Genomic DNA, 15,402 nt, shown 5'->3' with positions numbered 1-15,402 from the left:
AAGAAAAAGGCCCCGGTTGTCCCGGAGCCACCTGGTGCCGGGGACGGGACTCGAACCCGTACGGGGGTAACCCCCCAGCGGATTTTAAGTCCGCAGCGTCTACCGTTCCGCCACCCCGGCGGGCGCCTTCCATACTACAAAAAGGGAGCCTCGGCGCCAAGGCGCAGGGTGAGGTCAGCCCCCAAAACCGCCTCCCCAGAGATGCGGTAGGGCACCCCCAGCTTCTCCCCCAACGTTCGGGCCAGTACCCCCGGCCCGTTCTCCAGCACTTCGGTGCGGGTGGGGGAAAGTTCCACCGGGTGCAGGACCACCCGCAGGCCCAGCGCCTGAAGCTTCTCCCTGACCCGCTCAGCCTGGCCCTCCTGCCCGGGGCCGAAGACCAGGGCTACCCGTTTCCCAGAAAGCGACACTTCCTCCGCGGTGCCCTCCCCGTTGAAGTAGAGGCCCACCAGTTCCCGCAGAGCCCCCTCGTCCACGCTCCAACCCCCGCCGCCAAAGCGTCCTGGCAGAAGGAGGCTCACTAGGGCGGGCCGCTTCATGGCGAAACCCAGGATGGCCCCCGTTTCCTGGCGGGTGAGGTCGGTCTGCACGTAGGGCTCCACCGCCGCCACCGCCCTAGGTAGGCGAAGTAGGCCGGAAGGAGAAAGCACCTGTTCCTTGAGGGCATAGAGGAAGGCCTGCTGACGCTGGATGCGCCCGATATCCCCCAAAGCGTCCTTGCGGAAGCGGAGGTACTCCTCCGCCTTTTCCCCATCCAGCACCTGGCATCCCGGCTCCAGGTTGATGGAAAGCCCAGCAGCGGTGTCCCGGTAGCGCATGGGCTTCTCCACACAGACCCTAACCCCCCCCAAAGCGTCCACCCCCCGGCGGAGGGCCTCGGTGCTCACCACCACGTAGCGCTCCGCCTGCACCCCGGTGATCTGGGCCACCGCCTCCTTCATGAGGTCCGGGCCGCCCAAGGGGCTGGCCGCGTTCACCTTGTGCCAGCCGTAGCCAGGGAGGTTCACCCAGACGTCCCGGGGAATGGAGAGGACCACCACCCGGCCCGCCCCCGGGTCCAGGCGCACCAGGAGGATGGTGTCCGCCAGGCCCCGAAACCGCTCCGGGGCCCTTCGGTGGTAGCCGGAGTACTCGGGGCTGGAGCCGTAGACCAGCACCGTGAGGGGGGCCTTCAACCCTTCGGGGGCTGGCAGGGCCCCGTGCCGCACCACGGGGCCCAACAAGGGGTAGACCCATAGCCCCACCGCCACCAACAAGGCCAAAAACAGGAGGAGAAGTAACCGCCGCACGGGGGTTTAGCATACAACCCCTGAGGTGAGGCGGATTAAGGAGGGAAGCAGTAGGTGGTGTCCGTCATCACCCGGTCGGCCTGGACGATGCCATAACCCGTCTGAGAATCATAGGTGCCATCATTGCTAGCCGTTTGCTCCAAGCAGAGCCTGATTTGGTCTGGGCTAGGCGCCTTTCCGTAAAGCGTTGCATATTTGGCCACATAAAGGGCCGCTACCCCACTTACTTGAGGAGCCGCAAAGGAAGTCCCAGCCCAGGTCAAGTACTGATCCTGGCTGGTGTAGTAAGGGTACGAGGCTCCCAACGCCAATGACCAAAGGCTCTCGCCGGGAGTTATATTGCCAGCTGCGGCCATGACCAGATCCGTCTGGGTAGTGGAATAGTTGGAGAAGTCTGAACGCGTCCCATTTAATCGGACCGAACCCACTGCCAGGACCCCGGGATAACGCGCTGGGTACATAAGCCCATCAGTTCCATTGTTTCCCGCCGCAGCCACCGGCAGACTGCCCTTGGAAAGGGCATAGCTCAGCGCATTCTCGACCACCGCATCAAGGGGCGTGGGACTACCTAAACTCATGTTGATAACACTGGCCCCCTGATCCGCAGCATACCGGATGGCAGAACTTAGCACCGCACTGGTTGAGCTATACGCATAACACTGATCTTTGGTATTCCAAACCCAGAAAAAGACCTTCACTGGGAGCACCTTCACCCGGTTAAGCCCAACTCCCGGGATACCCTCTTCGTTATCAGCGATGGCCGCTACCAATCCGGCCACCGCCTGGCCGTGGTCAGGCTCGTTTCTGTTGTACATAACCCCGTTTGGCGGAGGGCTAGGGCGCAGGTCATCTTGAGGAAGGCCGTCAGGAGTCAGGTTTCTACCGGGAAGCAAGTTGTCCCTAAGGTCCGGATGATTGGGATTGAAGGCCGTATCCAACACGGCCACCACCGGGGTAAAATCCCATGAGCTGGCCCTTACAACATCCCAAGCCCCCTCGAGGTTCATCTTTTGGTAGAAGGGGTGGACCCTTGAACCATCCTGCAAACTAGGCAGGTAAAGGGGATCGTTGGGTGCATAAAGCGAGAAGTAAAGGTAGTTCGGCTGCACATACCGCGCGCCTGCCTGGACGAGCTCTCTGGCTTTCACCCTTTCTTGACCCACTGGCACCTTAACATGCAAAACCCCACCAGGCAAGGAAGCCTGAACCTGGATTTCTGCCACACGGGAGGTGAGGGCCTGGGGTGACAAACCTCCAGAAATGACGAGGAGTTCACCCGGCACATGCGGGGCTGTGAAGTCACCTACCCCAAAGGGCTGGTTGGCGGACTGCGCCTGGCCCCCCTGAACCGAAAGACTCGTGGGGACAGCCGAACAAGCTGAGGGCGGGAGCGGAGGAGGCGTTTGAGGGCACGCCGTGAGGAGAAGCGCCGTGGCCGCAAGGAGCGCTGGGAAAAGAACTCGCTTCATGGCCCCTACTCTACACGCTCCGAAGCCGGGTCTTCTTAACCTTGGCCTAAGGTTTCCGCCACCCGGTCCGCCAGCTTCTCCAGGAAGGCGAAGAACATGGGCCCGTAGTGGGCGAGCTCGTCCCCATCCGTGGCCACCACGGGGAGATCCCAGCCCCTTTCCCTGGCCAGGGCTCGGGCCTTCTCCAGGGGATTCCGGCCCCAGGGCTTGGGCTCGTATAGGAAGAGGTCAGGCTTGCGGCGCTTTACCTCCTCGAGGTCCGGTGGGAAATACGCCTGGGGCACATCCAGGAAGATGGGCCTAAGCCCCAGGTGCAAAAGCGCCTGGGCGATATAGCTCCCCCGGCCCACGGTGATGGGCCCGCCCAGGTCCATCTCAAAGTAGACCTTCACGTCAAACCGCCCCTTGAGGCGGCCATACCGCTCGGCAAGCTGGTGGGCGAGCTCCGAAGCCCTCTCCTCCAGGTCCAGAAGATGCCCCAAGGTGGAGAGGTTTTCCAGGATGCCGTAGGGGCTCAAGGGCAGGGGAAGGGCGTAGACGGGAAAGCCCTCCTCCTTAAGCCGCAGGGCCTGATCCCGCTGCACCCCGGTGGAAAGGAGGACCACATCGGGTTTCAGGCTCCGAAGAAGCTCGGTGCGGGTCTTGGTGTAGGAAGCCAGGACCGGCAAGGAGAGGACCTCCGCTGGGCGGTGGCAGAAGGCACTTCGGCCCAAAATCCTCTCCCCCACCCCCAGGGCGAAAAGGGCATCGGTCACGTTGGGAGCCAGGCTGACGATGCGCTCCAACCGGTCGGGAAGCTCCACGGGGCCCAGGAGCTCGTGAAAGAGCTTCATCGCCTAAGGTCCAGGGAACGGGCGTGGGCCTCGAGGCCCTCCGCCCGGGCAAGAAGCGCCCCCTTCTGGGCCAGCCCCTTTACCGCCTCCTCCGCCAGGCCCATCACGGGGATCACCTTCAAGAAATCCCGCACCGAAAGCCCCCCCTGGAAGCGGGCGGTGCCCGAGGTGGGCATCACGTGGCTGGGCCCGGCGATGTAGTCCCCCAGGGCCTCAGGGCTCCCCTCCCCCAGGAAGACCCCTCCGGCGTTCTGCACCTTCCCCAACCAGGGCAAGGGGTCGGCCAGGGCCAGGCAGAGGTGCTCGGGAGCGTAGAGGTTGGCCAGTTCCAGGGCCTCCTCGAGGTCTTTGGTCAGCACCAACCCTCCCTTCTCTAGGGCACGGTGGGCGATCTCCGCCCGGGGAAGCTGGGAAAGCTGCTTGGAAAGCTCCGCCTCCACCCGCTCCAAAAGGGCCCGCTCCGGAGAAAGGAGCCAGGGCTCAGAGTCGGGGCCGTGCTCTGCCTGGGCCAGGAGGTCGGCAGCGAGGAGCCTGGGCGAGGCGGAACCGTCGGCGATGATAAGGGTTTCCGTGGGCCCCGCCAGGCCGTCGATGCCCACGGCACCATACACCTGGCGCTTGGCCGCCACCACGTAGGCGTTGCCCGGCCCCACGATCTTGTCCACCCGGGGAACCCGCTCCGTCCCGTAGGCCATGGCGGCGATGGCCTGGGCCCCGCCCATGGCGAAAAGCCGGTCCGCCCCCGCCACCCAGGCGGCGGCCAGCACCCCGGGGTGGACCCTTGGGGGACTGGCCACGATCACCTCCGCCACCCCGGCCACCTTGGCGGGCACCACGCTCATGAGGAGGCTGGAAAGAAGGGGGGCGCTGCCCCCGGGGACGTACACCCCCACCCGGGAAAGGGGGCGGACCAGCTGGCCCAAGAGGCCGCTTTCGTCCGCCCTCAAAAATCCCCCCTTGGCCTCTTCCCGATAGAAAGCCTCTATGCGCTCCTTGGCCGTTTCCAGGGCGTCCCTCAGCTCCTCGTCCAGGTCCTCGTAGGCCTGGCGCCAGGCCTTCTTGGGAATCTCCTCCACGGGGTGGCCGTCCAGGTCCAGGCTGAAGCGGTCTAGGGCCGCATCCCCTTCCTCCCGCACCGCGGCCAGGATACCCCGCACGATCTCCTCCACCGTGGGGTCAAAGGAAAGGCCCCGGCGGGCGAAGCGCTCCCTCACCTCCTCCGCGCGGTAGATCATGCCTCCACTATACCCAGCGGCGGCGCCTTTTCACTTCCTCCACCCCCTCGAGCACCGCCTCAAACACATGGTCCTGCACCTGCTGGGCCATCCTTGCGGGAAGGCCTTCCTCCAGCTCCACCAGGGTAAGCCCCGGGCGCAAGCGGTAATGCCAGCGCCTGCGCCCATTCACCTCGAGGTCTGCAAGCCTTTCCACATACACCCGCCCCCCGGGCATGGGGAAGCGGGCCACCCCCCCCGGCTCCAGTGCTAGGCGGGGCAGGGCCAGGAGGAGGGAAAGAGGATCGTGGTAGGGCACCAAGAAGGGCAGGGCCAGGCTTTCCTTGCCCTGGGTCACCAACACTAGCCCTTCCTCCTCCAGCCGCTCCACGGTGAACACCCGGCTCTCCCGCCCCTCCACCCGCTCGGCGAAGTATAGGGAGAAGCCCTCAGCGTCCGTTTCCGTCTGCCAGCGCTGGCGGGTCTTGGGCAGGGGCAGGTTCACCTCGGCGGTGAGGGTGGCCTTTACCCCCTCTCCCGGCTGGGGGCGCACCTCCAACCTCCCCTCCCCGGCTTCCTCCCCGGCGAAGAAGTAACGGTACAGGTAAACGGCGGGGTGCTCGGTCATGGCCTTAGCGTACCCTGATGACCAGGGGCGGACCCGGTACCTCCAGGAGGTAGTCCACGGGATCGCGGCCTGCCACTCTGATGCGCAGGCGGTATACCCCCTTCTGGTCGAACTCCGCCCGGCCTGGAGCGGTGAGGAGCAGCTGGCCGGGCGCCATCCTGGAACCTTCCGGCGCCTCGAGGAGAAACACCTCCGCCCGCTCCGTGGGAGGATCGGTGCGGAACTCCATCACGTAGCCCCCTCGGGAAGGGGGGGAAGGGCGAAGGAACAAAAGGGCCAGACCCAAAAGCACCACGGCGACCAGAAGCCCCAAAAGCACGGTCCGCCTTCTGGGCCGCGGAGGTTCCACCACGGCAAAAGAAGGCTCCTCGGGCTCCTCGATGCGGACGACCCGGGGCCGGCTTGGGGTTTTGCCCTCGAGGGGCATGGTTTCCTTGGTCGGAGAACCCTCCTGGTCCTCCGGGGGTTCGGAAACAGGGTCCACGCTCAGCACCTTCCGCGAGGCGGAAGGGAGCCTGGACTCCTCGGGCTTGGAGGAGGCATCCTGGAGGGGCCCAGCCTCCTGGCCAGGGGTCTCCGGGGTCAGGGCCTTGGCCTCCTGTGCACCATGGGCGGGCTCGGAGAAAAGAACCTCCAGGGATTCCTCCCTGGCCTCAATCCTTTCCAAGGTTTCTCTTAAGGGAAACTCGGGATAGCGCTCCCCGGCCAAGGCTCGAGCCAAAGCGGCAAGAGCCTTCTCCGGCTCCCCGGAAAGCTCCTTAAGCCCTGCCCCGGCCAGCCAAACCCGCTTGCCCTTCACCAGGCAAAGCTCGGGAATGGGGGCATGGGACACCCCCCGGGCCTTCAAGGAGGCCAGAATACGGGCCATCTCCCTTACCCAATGCTCCAGGCGCTCCAGATCCGCCACCCCCAGGTACTGGCTTAAGGGAACCGCCCCGATGGGCCACTCCAGCACCCAGACTTCCGGGGTCTCCTCCAAAAGGGGAAGTACCCCCTCCTCCAAAACCGGTACCCCCTGAGCCCCCTTGAGCACCATCACCGGCATCCCGGTGTGGGTATCCTGGCCTTCGTAAACAACCACGGAAGCAATACGGGCAAGAATGCGCCGCAGCCAATAGTTCCCCAAAACCTCCATCCCCCCAAGTATAGCCACTTTAACCTACGCTGGCCCTCGAGGTCCCCAAGGAGGCACCAGAATCCCCCGATAACCCGCCCGGCCCTGGGCCCTGACAAGGGTCCCCCTTTACCTGGCTTTGCCCTTCCTTCCGGCTATATAATCTCCCAAAGGTAGGGCCCTTAGGCCGGAAAGGAGCGGGGATGGAGTTCAAGATCACGCTGACCACGGAGGAGATCGTTCGGGGCTTGAAGCATTACCGCCGCATCGCCAAGCAGGACGTTCTCCGGGCGCCGGAGACGCCGAATCCGGAGGTCTTCCGCCGCCATGCGGAAGCCCGGCGCGAGGTCTACGCCAAGCTGGCCGAGGTGGCGGAGGCCGAGGGGCCGGAGGCCGTGGTGCAGTACGCCCTGGAGCTCTACAAATCCCTGCCCTTTGTCACCGGCACCCCGGAGGACCAGTACCCTGAGATCAAGGGTCAGGAAAACGCCCTGGAGAACTTCTTCCTCATGATCGGCCTGGACCCCAAGACAAGGCGGGAAGCCCGGAAGGCCCGGAAACCCTTGCAATGACCCTGGAACTGCTACAAGCCCAGGCCAAGGCCTGCACCGCCTGCCGCCTGGCGGAAGGCCGCACCCAGGTGGTCTTCGGGGAAGGGAACCCCGACGCCCAGCTGATGATCGTGGGGGAAGGGCCGGGCGAGGAAGAGGACCGGACGGGGCGCCCTTTCGTAGGGAAAGCGGGGCAGCTTCTCAACCGGATCCTCGAGGCCGCCGGCATCCCCCGGGAATCCGTGTACATCACCAACATCGTCAAATGCCGCCCCCGGGAAACCGCGCCCCCCTGCCCGACGAGGCCAAGGTCTGCACGGACAAGTGGCTCCTCAAGCAGATCGAGCTCATCGCCCCCCAGATCATCGTCCCCTTAGGGGCGGTGGCGGCGGAGTTCTTCCTGGGGGAGAAGGTTTCCATCACCAAGGTGCGGGGGCAGTGGTTTGAGTGGCACGGGATCCGGGTCTTCCCCATGTTCCACCCCGCCTACCTCCTGCGAAATCCCAGCCGTACCCCGGGAAGCCCCAAACACCTCACCTGGCTGGACATCCAGGAGGTGAAGCGGGCCCTGGACGCCCTTCCCCCCAAGGAACGCCGCCAGGTGAAGGCGGTGAGCCAGGAGCCCCTCTTTTAAGCCCGGCTCCAGGGGGTGTAGAGGACGGGCAAGGGGCTCACGAAGGGCTCGGCGTAGTCCACCCCCAGGTAGTTGCCGAAGTGGCGGCGCATGGCCTTCCTGGCCTCCACCCCCTTGGGCCCTACGGTCTCGCTCACCCCCTCCCCGGAAAACTGGCTCCTGTAGGCCAGCACTGCCTGCTCCCACTGGTCTATGAAGGCGGAGATCTTCACCAGGAAGCTCGGGGTAAAGGGATGGTTTCCAGGGTAGAAGAAAAGCCGCTCCACCCGGTGGGGCTCCCCCTCGAGGGGGGCTTTCCTGAGGCCTGCCAGATGCACCGCCGCCACCGCCAGGCGGCTTGCTGCGGTGTGGTCGGGGTGGCGGTCGGCCTCGAGGGGAGCGAGGACGATGCGGGGCCTAAGCTGCCTCAAGGCCTGGGCAAGCTTAAGGCGTTGCTCCAGGACATCCCCAAGGCCCCCATCCGGCAGGCCCAGGTTGCCCCTATAGTCCAGACCCAGGATACGGCTTGCCTCCTCCACCTCCTTGGCCCTCTCCTCCGGCGTACCCTTGGAGCCCATCTCGCCCCGGGTGAGGTCCAAAATCCCCGTGCTGAGCCCCTCGGCCTTGGCCCGGGCCAGGGTTCCCCCGCATCCCAGCTCCCCGTCATCGGGATGAGGGGCAAGGACCAGGAGGTCAAGCACGGCCTCCCTCCTTTTCCCCCAGGCGCCTTTCCGTCCCCGCCTGGAGGAGCTTTAAGTTTTCCCGGTGGGTCCAGAAGATGAGAAGGGCCATGAGGCCCACGGTGACCACCTCCCAAAGGGGACGGGAAAGGGCCAGGGCCAAAACCGTGGCCGCCACCCCCCGGTCAGGCTCCCCGCAGACACGTACCGGGTGAGGAGCATCACGGATACCCCTATGGGAAAGGTCCACAGGGCCAGGATGGGGTCCAGAAAGAGGAGGGTGCCGAAGCTGGTGGCCACCCCCTTCCCTCCCTTGAACCCCAAAAACAGGGAGTAGTTGTGGCCCAGCACCGCCGCCAACGCCACCCCGCCCAGCAGGGGCCCCTCTATTCCCACCGCCCGCGCGATCAAGACGGCAATCCCACCCTTAAAGACGTCAAAGAAGGCCACCACCAAGGCGGGCCCAGGCCCCAGGGCCCTGAGGACATTGGTGGCCCCGATGTTGCCCGAACCCACCTTGCGGATGTCCACCCCGTAGGTTCTGGCCACCAGAACCCCGGCGGGTATGGAGCCGAAGAGGTAGGCCACCAGCAAAGCCAAAAGCACCGACCCCATAGGGGGGATTTTAACTGCTCGCCGAGGTATAACCCCTTAAGGCGAAGCGGAAAAACCCCCGGCAAAGGAGGAAGAGGGAAAGGGCGAGGGCCGAGGCGAGAAGGGGAACCTCCCCCCTTTTTAGGGCGGCCTGGGCGGGCACGGTGGTGAGAAAGGCCACGGGAACCACGAAGGTGAAGAAGACCCGGTACAAGGCCGGATAGGCCCCCACGGGAAACCGGCCCGCCTCCAGTAGCCCCCTAAGGACCTCGGTGGCGTTGTAGATCTTCACGAACCAGATACTGGTGGTGGCCAGGAGGAACCAGAGGCTATAGAGCATCAAGGCCCCCAGCACCCAGTACCCGGCGAAGGCCAGATAGTCCCAGGGTCCAAGCCCCAGGCGCATCCCTGCATAGAAAAGAAGGCCGAGCCCCAGGAGAAAATCCCCCAGGCCCCAAGGGGAAAAGACCCTCAAGGAAAGCCAGAACTGGGAATCCAAGGGCTTCAGAAGGACGAAGTCCAGGGTGCCCTGCTGCACGTGTTCCACGATCTTGTTGAGATTTGGGGCCAGAAGGGTGCTCCCCAGGCCCTGCAGAAGGGTGAAAGCCGCCAGGACCAAAAGCGCCTCCTCCCAGGCCCACCCTCCGGGCCGGTACCCTCCTTGGTAGAGGAGCACCAGACCGAACAGGGCCCCAAGAAGGGTCAGGGCCGAGGAGAGAAGGCCCAGGAGGAAGTTGAGCCGGTACTCCATCTCCGCCGCCAGGCTGAGGCGAAGGAAAAGCAGGAAAACCCTCAGGTACCGCACAGGGAACATTAGACCACAGGGTAGACTATAGGGGTGTCGGCGGAACCCATCATCCTTGCCCAGGACCTCACCAAGCACTACCGGGTGGCCCTGAAGGAGGAAAGCCTCCTCGCCACCCTGCGCCACTTTCTCCTGCGCCAGTACCGCACGGTGAAGGCGGTGGAAGGGGTGAGCTTTCAAATCGCAAGGGGCGAGGTGGTAGGCTTTCTGGGCCCCAACGGGGCGGGTAAGACCACCACCTTGAAGATGCTCACCGGCCTGATCCACCCCACCCGGGGTAAGGCGGTGGTGGCGGGACACATTCCCTGGCGGCGGGAAAAGGCCTTCTTGAAAAAGATCACCCTGGTGATGGGCAACAAGCAGCAGCTCATCTGGGACCTGCCCGCCCTGGACACCTTCCGCCTCAACGCCGCCATCTACGATATCCCCGAAGGGGAGTTCCGGAAGCGGGTTTCGGAGCTTTCGGAAATGCTTTCCCTAACGAATAAGCTCCACCAGCCCGTGCGCAAGCTCTCCCTGGGGGAAAGGATGAAGGCCGAGCTTCTGGCGGCCCTTCTCCACCGCCCGGAGGTGCTCTTTCTGGACGAGCCCACCCTGGGCCTGGACGTGAACGCCCAGGTGGCGGTGCGGGAGTTCATCCGGGAGTACAACCGGCGCTACGGGGCCACGGTTCTCCTCACCAGCCATTACATGGCGGACATCGCCGCCCTGGCGGAACGGGTCTTGGTGATCCACCAGGGAAGGCTCCTCTACGATGGACCCCTGGCAGGGCTTCTGGAACGCTTCGCCCCCTACCGGGAGGTGGGGCTCACCCTGGCCTACCCCCTGCCCAGGGAAGCCTTCCTGGCCTTCGGGGAGGTCAGGGACCTCGAGGGCCTAAAGGCCCGGCTTCTGGTGCCCCGGGAGAGGCTTACGGAAAGGGTGGCGGAGATCCTTAAAAGCCTTCCCGTGGAGGACCTAGAGGTGCGGGAGCCCCCTTTGGAAGAGGTCATCGCCCGGGTGTACAAGATCGCCCCTTCGGGGCTGAGCGAAACCCCCGCCCTGGAGGAGGCATGAGGAAAGCCAAAACCCTCCTCGCCGTCTACCTGGCCTACATGCTGGAGTACCGGGCGGAGCTCTTCCTCTGGGCCCTGGCCGGGGCCTTGCCCCTGATCCTCCTCGGGGTCTGGACCGAGGCAGCCAGGGGCGGGGAGTTTGCCCTGTCCCCGGGGGAGTTTGCCCGTTACTTCCTCATGGTCTTCCTGGTGCGCCAGGCCACGGTGGTCTGGGTGGTGTGGGAGTTTGAGCGGGATGTGGTGGAAGGGCGGCTTTCCTTCCGGCTCTTAAGGCCCCTGGACCCCTTTTTTGACCACCTGGCGGCCCACGTGGCCGAGCGCCTGGCCCGGTTGCCCTTCGTGGTGCTCCTCACCCTCCTCTTCTTCTGGCTCTTCCCCGAGGCCCGCTTTGTGCCTGAACCTGGCCCCTTCCTCCTGGGGTTCCTTTTCACCCTTTTGGCCTTTTTGCTCCGCTACCTGATGCAGTACACCACCGCCATGCTCACCTTCTTCACGGAGCGGGCGGTTTCGGTGGAAGAGGTCTTCTTCCTCCTCTACCTCTTCCTCTCCGGCACCATCGCCCCCCTCGAGGTCTTCCCCGAGCCCCTAAGGACCCTAGCCCTCCTCACCCCCTTCCCCTACCTGGTCTACCTGCCCGCAGCCCTCCTGGCCGGGCAAAAGGTGGATCTGTTCCCGGGGGTTTGGGTGATGCTCTTCTGGGGCGTAGCCTTTCTTCTCCTCTGGCGGCTCTTGTGGCGCATGGGGCTAAGGCACTACTCGAGCCAAGGAGCATAATGAGGGTATGGCCACCCGCTACCGCTTCCGCGTGGAGGAGTTTGAGCGGGCCTTCCGGGATGTGCCCCGGGTGGAGCTCCTAAGGGGAGAGGTCTACCAGATGAGCCCGATTGGACCCAAGCACTTTCTTGCGGCGATGCGCCTTGATCACATGTTGAAGGAGGCCCTCCAAGGCAAGGCCTTGGTGGCGGTGCAGTCCCCCCTTCATCTTTCAGAGGATTCCGAGCCAGAACCCGATCTCCTGGTGCTTCAACCCCCCTTGGAACGCTACGAGGGCCGGCTCCCCCGCCCTGAGGATGTTCTTCTGCTCGTGGAGGTAGCCGACACCTCCTTGGAGTTTGACCGGGAGGTAAAGCTTCCCCTTTATGCCGAGGCCGGGATCCCCGAGGTCTGGCTGGTGAACCTCAAGGAGGACCTCCTCGAGGTCTACCGGGAGCCCCGTGAGGGACGCTACCGGTCCATCCGCCTCCTCTCCCCCTCCGAGCCCGTAAGCCCCTTGGCCTTCCCCGAGATCAGCCTGCCCTGGGCACCATCTCCTTGAGGCTCGGGTGGAGGAGGGCGTAGGCGTAGCCGTCGGTGAGGGCCTTCAAGGAGGCCTCGAGGATGTTCTCACTGGCCCCCACGGTGGCGAAGCGCTCCTCCCCCCGCTTCATCTCGATCATCACCCGCACCCCGGAGTTGGTCCCCGACTCCTGGCCGGAGAGGATGCGCACCTTGTAATCGGTGAGCTCCACATCGGAAAGCTCCGGGTAAAACTGCAACACCGCCTTGCGGAAGGCCCTGTCCAGGGCGGAAACCGGCCCCGAGGGGCTTTCCGCTGCGGTGTGCTGCAGGCTCTCCCCCACCCGAACCCGCACCGTGGCCTCGGCCCAGGCGGTGTCCAGGCCGCTTCCGTGGACGAAGACGGAAAACCCCTCCACGCTGAAGGGCAGGCTCCCCCCCTTCAGGCGGTGGGCCAGGAGGTAGAAGCTGGCCTCCGCCCCCTCGAAGGCGTAGCCCTCGTACTCCAGGGCCTTGACCTCGTCCAACAAGCGCTTGGCCTCCTCCTTGGAAAGATCCACCCCCAGCTCCTGCAGCTTGGCCAGGAGGTTGGAACGGCCCGCCACATCGGACACCAGGAAGCGGCGGCTATTCCCCACCCACTCCGGAGGAATGTGCTCGTAGGTGCGGGGGTTCTTCAAGACGGCGGAGACGTGCACCCCCGCCTTGTGCGCGAAGGCTGACTCCCCCACGTAGGGAGCCCGGCGGTTGGGGGTCTGGTTGGCCCTCTCGTCCACGAAGTGGGAAAGCTCCTTTAACCCTTTAAGCCTCTCCTGGGGAATGGCGGGAATGCCGTACTTGAAGACCAGGGTGGGGAGGAAGCTGGTCAGGTTCAGGTTGCCGCAGCGCTCCCCGTAGCCGTTGATGGTGCCTTGGGCGTGGGTGGCCCCGGCCCGCACCGCCGCCAGGGCGTTGGCCACCGCCAGCTCGGCGTCGTTGTGGGGGTGGATGCCGATCCGCAGGTGGGGAAAGCGCTCCACCACCGCCTTGGTGATGGCGTAGACCTCCTCGGGCAGGGTGCCCCCGTTGGTGTCGCAAAGGACCAGGGTGTCCGCTCCCCCTTCGGCCGCCGCCTCCAGGGTGGCCAGGGCGTAGCCGGGGTCCTCCTTGTACCCGTCAAAGAAGTGCTCGGCGTCGTAGACCACCCGCTTCCCCCGCCGGACGAAGAAGGCCACGGTGTCCTGGATCATGCGGAGGTTTTCCTCCAAAGTGGTTTCCAGAGCCTCGAGGACATGCAGGGTCCAGCTCTTGCCGAAGAGGACCACCACCGGGGTTTCCGCCTCCAACAGGGCCAGAACCGAAGGGTCCTCCTCCGGCAAAAGCCCCTTCCTACGGGTGGCCCCGAAGGCGGAAAGCTTGGCCTCCCCCAGGTCCACCCCCTTCATGCGCTGGAAAAACTCGGCGTCCTTGGGATTGGACCCCGGCCAACCTCCCTCGATGAGGTGTACGCCGAAGGCCGCCAGGCGTTTGGCGATGGCCACCTTATCGTCCACGGAAAGGCTGATGCCTTCCCCCTGTGTCCCGTCCCTGAGGGTGGTGTCTAGGATCTCCACCATCTCTTCATCCCCTTGGGCAGCCTTATGCCCTTCCTCGCTAAGCCAAACTCCCCTTCCTGGAACCCCCACCCTGGGGTGACCAGGGTGGGGTGGGACTAGACTCCCCGCTGGACCTCCTCGATGGAGGGTGGATGGCGGGTGGCACGGCCGCTCGCCAGCTTGCCGGCGGCGTCCAGGAAGGCCAGGGCCGAGGCCTCAATGATGTCGGGGGATACCCCCACCCCCACCGCCTGGAGCTCCCCCAGGCGGAGCCTCACCGTCACCTGGCCCAGGGCCTCGGTGGAACCCGTGATGGCCTCCACCCGGTAGAGCTCCAGCTCGGGCCTGAGGCCAATGGCGTCCTGAATGGCCTTGTACACGGCATCCACCGGCCCATCCCCGGTGTGCGTGGCCACCCTTTCCCCATCCGGGGTCCTCACCTTCACCGTGGCCGTGGGCAGAAGTCCCGAGCCCGAGAAGAACTGCACGTGCTCCAGGGCGAAGAACTGGGAAGCGGGCTCCCGTTCGCTTTCCACCAGGGCCTGAAGCTCCTCGGCGGACAAAGGTCCCTTCTTCTCGGCGATCTCCTTGAAGCGGGAGAAGAGCACCTTAAGCTGCTCTTCCGTGAGGTCCTTATAGCCCAGGTCCTCGAGGGCCTTCTTGAAGGCCGCCCGCCCGGAGTGCTTGCCCAGCACGATCACGGCAGGGCGCCTGCCGATGAGCTCGGCGTCCATGATCTCGTAGGTGGAGCGGTGCTTCAGGACGCCATCCTGGTGGATCCCCGACTCGTGGGCAAAGGCGTTATCCCCCACGATGGCCTTGTTGGGGGGCACGGGCATCCCGGTGTAGCGCTCCACCAGGCGGGAAACCCGGTAGATCTCCCGGGTGTTGATCTGGGTTTTGGCCTTGTACCAGTCCCGGCGCACGTAAAGGGCCATGACCACTTCCTCCAAGGAGGTGTTGCCCGCCCGCTCCCCGATGCCATTGATGGTGCACTCCACCTGCCCCGCCCCGTTCTCGATGCCCGCCAGGGCGTTGGCGGTGGCCAGGCCCAGGTCGTCGTGGGTGTGGGTGGAGATGATCACATCCCTACCCCGCACCACCTCATCCCGGATGCGCCGGATCAAGGCCCCATACTCCCCGGGGGTGCCGTAGCCCGTGGTATCGGGGATGTTGATGGTGGTGGCCCCGGCCTCGATGGCCACCTCGTAGAGGCGCTTCACGAAGTCCCAGTCCGCCCGCATCACGTCCTGGGCGGAAAACTCCACGTCGTCCACGTACCTCCTGGCGTAGCGGACCATCTTGTCCGCCATCTCCAAGACCTCCTCCTCGGTTTTCTTCAGCATGTACTCGAGGTGGATCTTGGAAGCCGAGGTGAAGACGTGGATGCGGGGTTTTTCCGCCTTCTCCAGGGCCTTGGCCGCCTGGTCGATGTCCAGGGTGTGGGTGCGGGCCAAGGCGGCGATGATGGGGCCCCTTACCTCCTCAGCGATCCGCCTTACCGCCTCAAACTCCAAGGGCCCGGATACGGGGAAGCCCGCCTCGATGATGTCCACGTTGAGTCGGGCCAAGGCGTGGGCGATCTCCAGCTTCTGGTCCAGGGAAAGGGCCACCCCTGGGCTCTGCTCCCCATCCCTAAGCGTGGTGTCAAAGATGCGGATGTGCCTTTCCATCTTCTCCCTCCCTAAAACGCACTAGGCCCCCCAGA

General features: G+C 64.9%; 14 protein-coding genes, 1 tRNA gene and 2 pseudogenes. 5 read left to right on the top strand and 12 right to left on the bottom strand.

What is annotated here, in order from left to right; all coding sequences use genetic code 11:
• Positions 1-32: 32 nt before the first annotated feature.
• The 7 genes from EBI04_RS00905 to EBI04_RS00875 form a co-directional block, all read right to left on the bottom strand.
• Positions 33-120 (bottom strand) — tRNA-Leu (locus EBI04_RS00905).
• Between the two features lie 14 nt (positions 121-134).
• Positions 135-1,289 carry an LCP family protein gene (locus EBI04_RS00900; protein WP_135255646.1) on the bottom strand — a complete coding sequence of 385 codons (1,155 nt, stop codon included), beginning with the start codon at positions 1,287-1,289 and terminating at the stop codon, positions 135-137.
• A 35-nt stretch (positions 1,290-1,324) separates the two neighbouring features.
• Positions 1,325-2,437, bottom strand: a complete 1,113-nt coding sequence (locus EBI04_RS00895) for a S8 family peptidase (protein WP_240695334.1) — start codon at positions 2,435-2,437, stop codon at positions 1,325-1,327.
• 356 nt (positions 2,438-2,793) lie between these two features.
• The gene (locus EBI04_RS00890) at positions 2,794-3,591 is read right to left on the bottom strand and encodes an ABC transporter substrate-binding protein (RefSeq protein ID WP_135255644.1); all 798 of its coding nucleotides are present in this window, start codon (positions 3,589-3,591) and stop codon (positions 2,794-2,796) included.
• Positions 3,588-4,826, bottom strand: coding sequence for a histidinol dehydrogenase (hisD, locus tag EBI04_RS00885; RefSeq protein ID WP_135255643.1), 1,239 nt, complete (start codon positions 4,824-4,826; stop codon positions 3,588-3,590). The genes EBI04_RS00890 and hisD overlap by 4 nt, the downstream gene beginning before the upstream one ends.
• A gap of 7 nt (positions 4,827-4,833) precedes the next feature.
• Positions 4,834-5,433: a hypothetical protein gene (locus EBI04_RS00880; protein ID WP_135255642.1), complete on the bottom strand. Its 600-nt coding sequence runs from the start codon at positions 5,431-5,433 to the stop codon at positions 4,834-4,836.
• Between the two features lie 4 nt (positions 5,434-5,437).
• Positions 5,438-6,568, bottom strand: a complete 1,131-nt coding sequence (locus EBI04_RS00875) for a hypothetical protein (protein ID WP_135255641.1) — start codon at positions 6,566-6,568, stop codon at positions 5,438-5,440.
• Between the two features lie 182 nt (positions 6,569-6,750).
• Here EBI04_RS00875 and EBI04_RS00870 point away from each other — a divergent pair, with 182 nt between their 5' ends.
• Positions 6,751-7,119: a hypothetical protein gene (locus EBI04_RS00870; protein ID WP_003044617.1), complete on the top strand. Its 369-nt coding sequence runs from the start codon at positions 6,751-6,753 to the stop codon at positions 7,117-7,119.
• Positions 7,120-7,223: 104 nt separating this feature from the next.
• Positions 7,224-7,732, top strand: a pseudogene (locus EBI04_RS00865) (uracil-DNA glycosylase).
• Here EBI04_RS00865 and bshB1 read toward each other — a convergent pair.
• The 3 genes and pseudogenes from bshB1 to EBI04_RS00850 all read right to left on the bottom strand — a co-directional run bounded on the left by bshB1 (position 7,729) and on the right by EBI04_RS00850 (position 9,799).
• Positions 7,729-8,412 carry a bacillithiol biosynthesis deacetylase BshB1 gene (gene bshB1, locus EBI04_RS00860; protein WP_126164616.1) on the bottom strand — a complete coding sequence of 228 codons (684 nt, stop codon included), beginning with the start codon at positions 8,410-8,412 and terminating at the stop codon, positions 7,729-7,731. The pseudogene EBI04_RS00865 and the gene bshB1 sit on opposite strands and share 4 nt — an antisense overlap.
• Positions 8,405-9,006: pseudogene (plsY, locus tag EBI04_RS00855) on the bottom strand (glycerol-3-phosphate 1-O-acyltransferase PlsY). Before plsY ends, bshB1 begins: the two are co-directional and overlap by 8 nt.
• A 10-nt stretch (positions 9,007-9,016) precedes the next feature.
• Positions 9,017-9,799 (bottom strand): ABC transporter permease, encoded by a 783-nt coding sequence (locus EBI04_RS00850; protein WP_206202048.1) that lies wholly within the window; start codon positions 9,797-9,799, stop codon positions 9,017-9,019.
• Positions 9,800-9,823: 24 nt separating this feature from the next.
• Between EBI04_RS00850 and EBI04_RS00845 the strand changes: the two genes are divergently transcribed.
• The 3 genes from EBI04_RS00845 to EBI04_RS00835 are packed head-to-tail and all read left to right on the top strand — an operon-like array spanning position 9,824 to position 12,160.
• Positions 9,824-10,846, top strand: coding sequence for an ABC transporter ATP-binding protein (locus EBI04_RS00845; RefSeq protein ID WP_008631290.1), 1,023 nt, complete (start codon positions 9,824-9,826; stop codon positions 10,844-10,846).
• A complete protein-coding gene (locus EBI04_RS00840) occupies positions 10,843-11,619 on the top strand; it encodes an ABC transporter permease (protein WP_038028995.1) in 777 nt (258 codons plus the stop codon). Before EBI04_RS00845 ends, EBI04_RS00840 begins: the two co-directional genes overlap by 4 nt.
• Before the next feature lie 7 nt (positions 11,620-11,626).
• Positions 11,627-12,160, top strand: coding sequence for a Uma2 family endonuclease (locus tag EBI04_RS00835; RefSeq protein ID WP_126217177.1), 534 nt, complete (start codon positions 11,627-11,629; stop codon positions 12,158-12,160).
• Here EBI04_RS00835 and cimA read toward each other — a convergent pair.
• Positions 12,132-13,715, bottom strand: coding sequence for a citramalate synthase (cimA, locus tag EBI04_RS00830; RefSeq protein WP_135255639.1), 1,584 nt, complete (start codon positions 13,713-13,715; stop codon positions 12,132-12,134). The genes EBI04_RS00835 and cimA overlap by 29 nt on opposite strands.
• 95 nt (positions 13,716-13,810) lie before the next feature.
• Positions 13,811-15,367 (bottom strand): 2-isopropylmalate synthase, encoded by a 1,557-nt coding sequence (locus tag EBI04_RS00825; RefSeq protein ID WP_126203761.1) that lies wholly within the window; start codon positions 15,365-15,367, stop codon positions 13,811-13,813.
• Between the last annotated feature and the right edge of the window lie 35 nt (positions 15,368-15,402).

This window comes from Thermus caldilimi (assembly GCF_004684245.1).
GTDB classification, from domain to species: domain Bacteria; phylum Deinococcota; class Deinococci; order Deinococcales; family Thermaceae; genus Thermus; species Thermus caldilimi.
This window is presented reverse-complemented; position numbering and strand designations above follow the sequence as displayed.